Raw genomic sequence first — 5,429 nt, forward strand, 5'->3', positions numbered from 1 at the left:
CGGAGCGACGGTGCGCCCGGCGAAGGCATCGCTCCTCGCCCTGTCAACTGATACACCCGCTTTGCACTTCGCGCCATGCAACACCTCCTTGATCAAGGGTGTTGCGACGACCGGTTGAATCCGCCCAGTATGCGAGTCGGAAATTCCGTCAGCGCCTGTGGCGCTATCGGATACAGCAGAGCATGAGCCGTCGCGGAAACTGTTGGGACAATTCTCCGATGGAGAGGCTGTTCCGCAGCTTCAAGACCGAATGGCTGCCGTCAGCGGGTTACATGTCCGCGCAGGAAGCACACCGGGATATCAGCCACTATCTGATGCACCGGTACAACTGGATACGGCCGCATCAGTTCAATGACGGACTGGCGCCGGCCGTCGCGGAAGAAAAACTTAACGTAGTGTCCGGGGTTGGTTGACCACTACAGGGCTCGTATGACACGAGTGGAAGGTAGCGAGAAGTCGATCTCGATTCCCAATGCCTCCCGGTTGAAGTCGTCTATCACGTTGAGCAGCCGGATGCCGCGACCGTCCTTCAACTGGTCGTGCATGAAATCCATCGACCACACCGCGTTCACCGACTCCGGTACCGCCAACGGCTCCGGGGCCTGACGCACAAGCCGCTTACGCGGCTTGATGCGCAGATTCAGTTCGAGCTCGCAATAGATGCGGTAGATCCTCTTATGGTTCCACCCGAAGCCCTTCACGTTGCGCAGATACAGGAAGCACAACCCAAACCCCCAGTTACGGTGGTTATCGGTCAGCCTCATCAACCAGTCAGCGATCTGTTCGTTCTCCGCATTGCGCTTTCGCTCATAGCGATAGCACGTCAGGCTTACGCCAAATGCCTCGCATGCAAGCCGAATCGATACACCTCGGCGTGCTACTGCGTCCCTGGCCATCTCGCGGCGAGAAGATGGCCTCAGTCTTTTTTTGCAAGCGCCTCTGCAACGATTTCCGCCTTGATCTTCTCTTCGACGTACATCTTGCGTAGTCGTGCGTTCTCAGCCTCCAGTTCCTTCATCCGCGCCATTAGCGACACATCCATGCCGCCGTATTTGCCGCGCCAGTTGTAGAAGGTCGCCGTGCTGATGCACAACTCCCGGCAAATCTCCGGCACCGCCAGGCCAGCTTCCGCGCGCTTGAGCGCATCCATGATCTGGCTATCCGTGAACTTCGACTTCTTCATTGCGTAGAACTCCCTTTGCTGGAAATTCTACTTCTGATCCCGCTTACCGGACGGGGGGATTACCAGTACACGCCGCAGACGCCTGAACTGCTTTGCGTGTGCATAGCCACCGGCGCAGCGACGCAAGCGCGCCCTCACGTTCGTAGGTCTGCTTCAGGTTCAGACCGGCACGCTGGGCCAGTTGCACGAGCCGGGCGCGCGCCACATCAAGCAGCCGGCTGTCGGTCGGATACGCGATCGCCTTCTCCCGCACCGTGGTGTCGACGATTACCCTCTCGAATTCGGCCGGCGTTACCGTCTTCATCTGCACCGCAGCAGCGATCGTCGTCGCGAGCAACTCTTCGACACCGGCTTCGCCAAGGGCCTGACGGAAGCGCACCAGATTGGTCGGGGCGCACGGCAAACGCGGCTGGAAGTACGCGTCGCCGCAGAAAAACTGGAAGTACACGTATTGCGCCCAGCGTTCGCACACCGACTCGTCGCTCTCGTTGCACGCGTGCTTCAGATAGAGCAGACCGACCAGCAATCGTGGCCGGCCAGTTGCGCTCGGGCCCGCTCCTGCCAGCGCAGGCGCCACGCCGAACAGATCGATGCCTTCACTAACATGGCTTTCACGTGCACGCCGCTCGAACACCGGGCCCAGCGTGGCTTCGATCGACGTCCACGGAATCCGCGTGGCTAGCACTGCAAGCGGGTGACGAAGATCGATCATCGCGTCCAGACGGCTGCGGAAAAAGTCGGGGGTGCTCATCTGCGTCGCGCTCAAACTCCCGGAAAGCAATTCAGATCATTATCGCTTCTGGAAATTCGACAAATCACAAGGCCCCAGTGAATCCTTACTGCGCCGGCCTGTGCGGACTTCTGAAGAGCCGGCTATTGAGTAGTTTTGGACAGTGCGTTCCTGCAGTTTTCCCAAAAAGCCCGGCGCGCATTTGACCAACTCGCCAATTGTGACTGGACGTCCTCGAGTAACCGCTCCTCGTTCAATTGTTGATAAACACCAGTTTGCATTCTGACGAAATCGGCAAGGTCTGGCAATTTTGGTTCCCAAAGAGAATAGATGTAGCGCTGACGCACTGAAAATAATGGATCGGGATTTTTCCCCATGTTCTCTAGCTGAAATCCCAAAACTATACACCCGAGACACCCGGTATGTCGGCTATACCATTGGTAGGCGATATCAACAAGTATGTGGTGGTCGTATGCGATTTCCAGGTTTGGTGGATAGTTATTTAGGCACCCGCCCGCCATGGGTGACGAACTGCCATTTTTATAGAAAAATTGAATCGAAAAAACTGCGTCCTGTCTGGGCACTAATACCCTACACACTGGACCTTTTTCTGTTGTGCAGTCGATTTTAAACATCGGATCATCTTGATGATTGAGCCGCCTATGATCGTCTATTGTAGTACCATTCGGCCCCTGCCCCGATTCATAATGACTAACATAACCAACCACTCCGCCCGTGTATCCCGGTCCATACCATTTCCCCCCTGAATAGATATCAAAACCAAGAGGCGGAGCCATCTTTGCCGATCGACTGCTCACATTCATTTCGATTTGACATGGCGGCGGATCTGTGTTGAGCTGGTTTTCATACGTTGAACCGACTGGATCGCTATAGATCACCCGACGGATCTCAACGTCCACCTTGTTCGGATACTTAACAGGATCAAAGTAATCGAACAGTTCGCTAAAGTCCAAAACTGATAGTTGATAGTTTCTCCTGCATTCGTTCGAAATTCTGAATTTCTCAGTGCCACTCCAATCCGAAGAAGCCGCAGCCTCAGCGCGACTATCAGCATCTGCCTGAATGGCAGAATACACCTTTGATACATATTGTTTATAGTCTCGGATTGCACTTGTTGCAATCTTCGTATACATTGCGATTTCTTTATCGCTCCACCCCAGACTGGCGCGATTCAAAATTGCGTCACGTAGCATCGCTAAATGAAGCGTAGCGAAATGTACGAAAAGTGGAAGCAACAGGCGTTCCCTACCGCTTGTTTGAAATTGTGCTGCCTCGTTTATAAAAATTTGATGGCAGGCAGAAAAAATGCGCGCCACTTCTAGTGCGGAAGCCTCTTGTCTAGCGGCTAGATAGGATTTCAGATTGTTACCCAACCCCGTGAGGAATTCGCTTACTAGCTGGTATTCTTGCTCAGAAATCTTGTCGTCTACCATCCTATTGACTTGCGCCTTAACCTGGTCCCATGCGGACGGGCCTGCACTGGGCCAGAAGGTGTCTACAACGATACTTACGAGAGTGCCAGCGTACGGTATCGCTCCAAGCCCGGTTAGCACTACCCCGCGAATGATGTTATAAATATCGTCATTGTTTATGCTAGGCACGGTCTCTTGTTTATCTTGGCGAAGCAAACTCTGCACGCCAGAGCCAATTGATGGCGACGCAAAGACAACCAGAGACCCAGTAGTCGCAATTTTAATAAAGGTCCTGCGAGACATTAACGAAGATTTATTTTCACACATAGATTGACATGTTCTTTGATTGTAGATTCGCCGACGCAGATTGCCAGGCGCTGGTATCGCCACGCGTGTGCGGTTACGCTTTCGACAGAGCGCCGATCCGGAAAAGCTGGAATATCTCAACATCAACAAAATCAAAAATTGGGCCGGACTTAGCTAAGTCTCACTCGATTATCTATAATGCATGGTGTATTTTTTTACATATTCGACAAATTGAGAATCGACAACTTTCATACTCTCTTTCTTGAATGACACGTTCCAAAACATCGGCCTAGCGTTTGTTATTATGAAAATCCAAACGCGAGTTACACCCAAGCCGTCTTCTCGCGAATAAATGCCAATAAAATCCCCCAGTCCGCAGACGATTAATAATGCGATCATTTACAAAGATTGTTCGTAATAAATGTGACACTCCGCTGCGCGACAGGCAAACCTGGCAAATATAGTCCGCCATCTGATTTCTTATTGAGCACCTTCTCCGCTGTCACAGCGCTAACGCTTAAAGTTGCGGTAGAGAGAGGCAGGTTCTGTCGCAGTAAGCGGCGAGTAGAACACGGTCAGTAGGCCGGTGATGCCGCCCGCCGCGCTCGCAGAGTAGAACGCAATGCGGTCCTTCACCGTCGGCAGAGTGTGGTTCGTTACGGAATAGACGATATAGCTGCGTGCGTGAACAATGGATTGCATCAGCGAGCCAGTCGGTGTCAGGCTCTGCAAATGGAGATGCTGGTCGATATAATGGTACGCGGCTTGCAAGCGTTTGTCGCGGGCCTGCGCAACTCGAAGCGCGTGCGCCGACAGCGGCGCCTGCAGCAGAGCGCGGCCGAAATCGGCCACACGTGCAAACACGTAATCGAACTGGCCTGACGACAGCGCCAAGCCGTGACTACCAATGAGCGCCAGTTCGGCGCTCAGCAACGGCGCGAGCCGGGCACGTTGTAGCGAAACCCCGGGCGGCGACGCATCGATCGCTGCCCGTCCGATTGTCAGCCCTACCGACGGCCTCGACAGTTTCAGCGAACTGAAACACGGTTCGTCCCAGCGGACACGCATCGGCCGCCCGCCATCGAGCATGAACGGTTCGTTCGCGCCGAAGCGCGTGTCCGGACGATTGGGTGTTTCAACCGTGCATCCGCCTGAGTGAAGCGCGCAGATCGTTAATACGCGTCCGGCTTGCGGGTGCCTAGCAACGCTTCGGTGATCTGTGTGTCGAGCGACGCGCCGCGAATGCGGACAAATTGGCCTTGCTCGCCTCGGCACTGAAAAACCGTCTCCGTGAAACGTCTGCCCCTTCGCGCGCGACTCGACCACATGCGTTTCCCAGAAGCCCGTTCCGTACCCGAGCGGCATCTCGTCGACAGAAAATAACGGCAGCAAACTGCGGCCGCCGGGTTCGTACATCTCGGCCATAGTAAAAGCCAGTGAATAAGCGCGACAGAACGCGACACCGCGCGCGACGTACGGCTGCACAAGTTTCGGCACCGGGGGCCCGTCCGCACACCCGGCGGCTAGCCTCGTGCGGTCGGCAAACAGTGCAGTGCGTCGTGCAGCGCTCGCCGCGGAGCCATCTCGTCGGCTTACCGGCGCATCCGCCCGCGGGGAGACTGGTTCGCCAACAGAACTGCGACGCAGCGACGGGCGCGCGGACTAAACTAAACCATTTTGTACTTGCGATCTTCCGCCCGATCGCCGATGTGCCGGTCAACGAACGCATCCAGCTTTCTCAGCTCGCGTCGCTCGAAATACAGGCCTCGGTGCGCGA

The 5,429-nt window shown here is 55.0% G+C and carries 3 protein-coding genes and 4 pseudogenes; 2 read left to right on the plus strand and 5 right to left on the minus strand.

Going from position 1 to position 5,429, the window contains the following annotated elements:
- Positions 1-122: 122 nt before the first annotated feature.
- A pseudogene (locus WS62_RS13765) lies at positions 123-413 on the plus strand (integrase core domain-containing protein); the annotation flags it as partial.
- 6 nt (positions 414-419) lie between these two features.
- Here WS62_RS13765 and WS62_RS33595 read toward each other — a convergent pair.
- From WS62_RS33595 to WS62_RS36380, 5 genes and pseudogenes are all read right to left on the minus strand, one after another.
- A pseudogene (locus tag WS62_RS33595) lies at positions 420-1,183 on the minus strand (transposase); the annotation flags it as partial.
- A gap of 63 nt (positions 1,184-1,246) precedes the next feature.
- Positions 1,247-1,934, minus strand: a pseudogene (locus tag WS62_RS13780) (transposase); the annotation flags it as partial.
- Between the two features lie 122 nt (positions 1,935-2,056).
- On the minus strand, positions 2,057-3,796 hold the full coding sequence (locus WS62_RS33600) for an insecticidal delta-endotoxin Cry8Ea1 family protein (protein WP_156440976.1): 1,740 nt from the start codon (positions 3,794-3,796) through the stop codon (positions 2,057-2,059).
- A 45-nt stretch (positions 3,797-3,841) separates the two neighbouring features.
- The gene (locus tag WS62_RS39030; protein ID WP_082720953.1) at positions 3,842-4,051 is read right to left on the minus strand and encodes an N-acetylmuramoyl-L-alanine amidase-like domain-containing protein; all 210 of its coding nucleotides are present in this window, start codon (positions 4,049-4,051) and stop codon (positions 3,842-3,844) included.
- A gap of 253 nt (positions 4,052-4,304) precedes the next feature.
- Positions 4,305-5,077 (minus strand): annotated as a pseudogene (locus tag WS62_RS36380) (AraC family transcriptional regulator); the annotation flags it as partial.
- A gap of 134 nt (positions 5,078-5,211) precedes the next feature.
- Here WS62_RS36380 and WS62_RS38120 point away from each other — a divergent pair.
- Positions 5,212-5,429, plus strand: a 218-nt coding sequence (locus tag WS62_RS38120) for a hypothetical protein (protein WP_231748287.1), incomplete at its 3' end; no start/stop codon positions are given.

Origin of the sequence: Burkholderia sp. ABCPW 14, assembly GCF_001523835.1 — a bacterium.
Lineage (GTDB): Bacteria > Pseudomonadota > Gammaproteobacteria > Burkholderiales > Burkholderiaceae > Burkholderia > Burkholderia mayonis.

Coding starts and splice junctions, on each gene's coding strand:
- WS62_RS33600 (WP_156440976.1), bottom strand. CDS start 3,796: ATGTTGAGATATTCCAGCTTTTCCGGATCGGCGCTCTGTCGAAAGCGT.
- WS62_RS39030 (WP_082720953.1), bottom strand. CDS start 4,051: ATGATCGCATTATTAATCGTCTGCGGACTGGGGGATTTTATTGGCATT.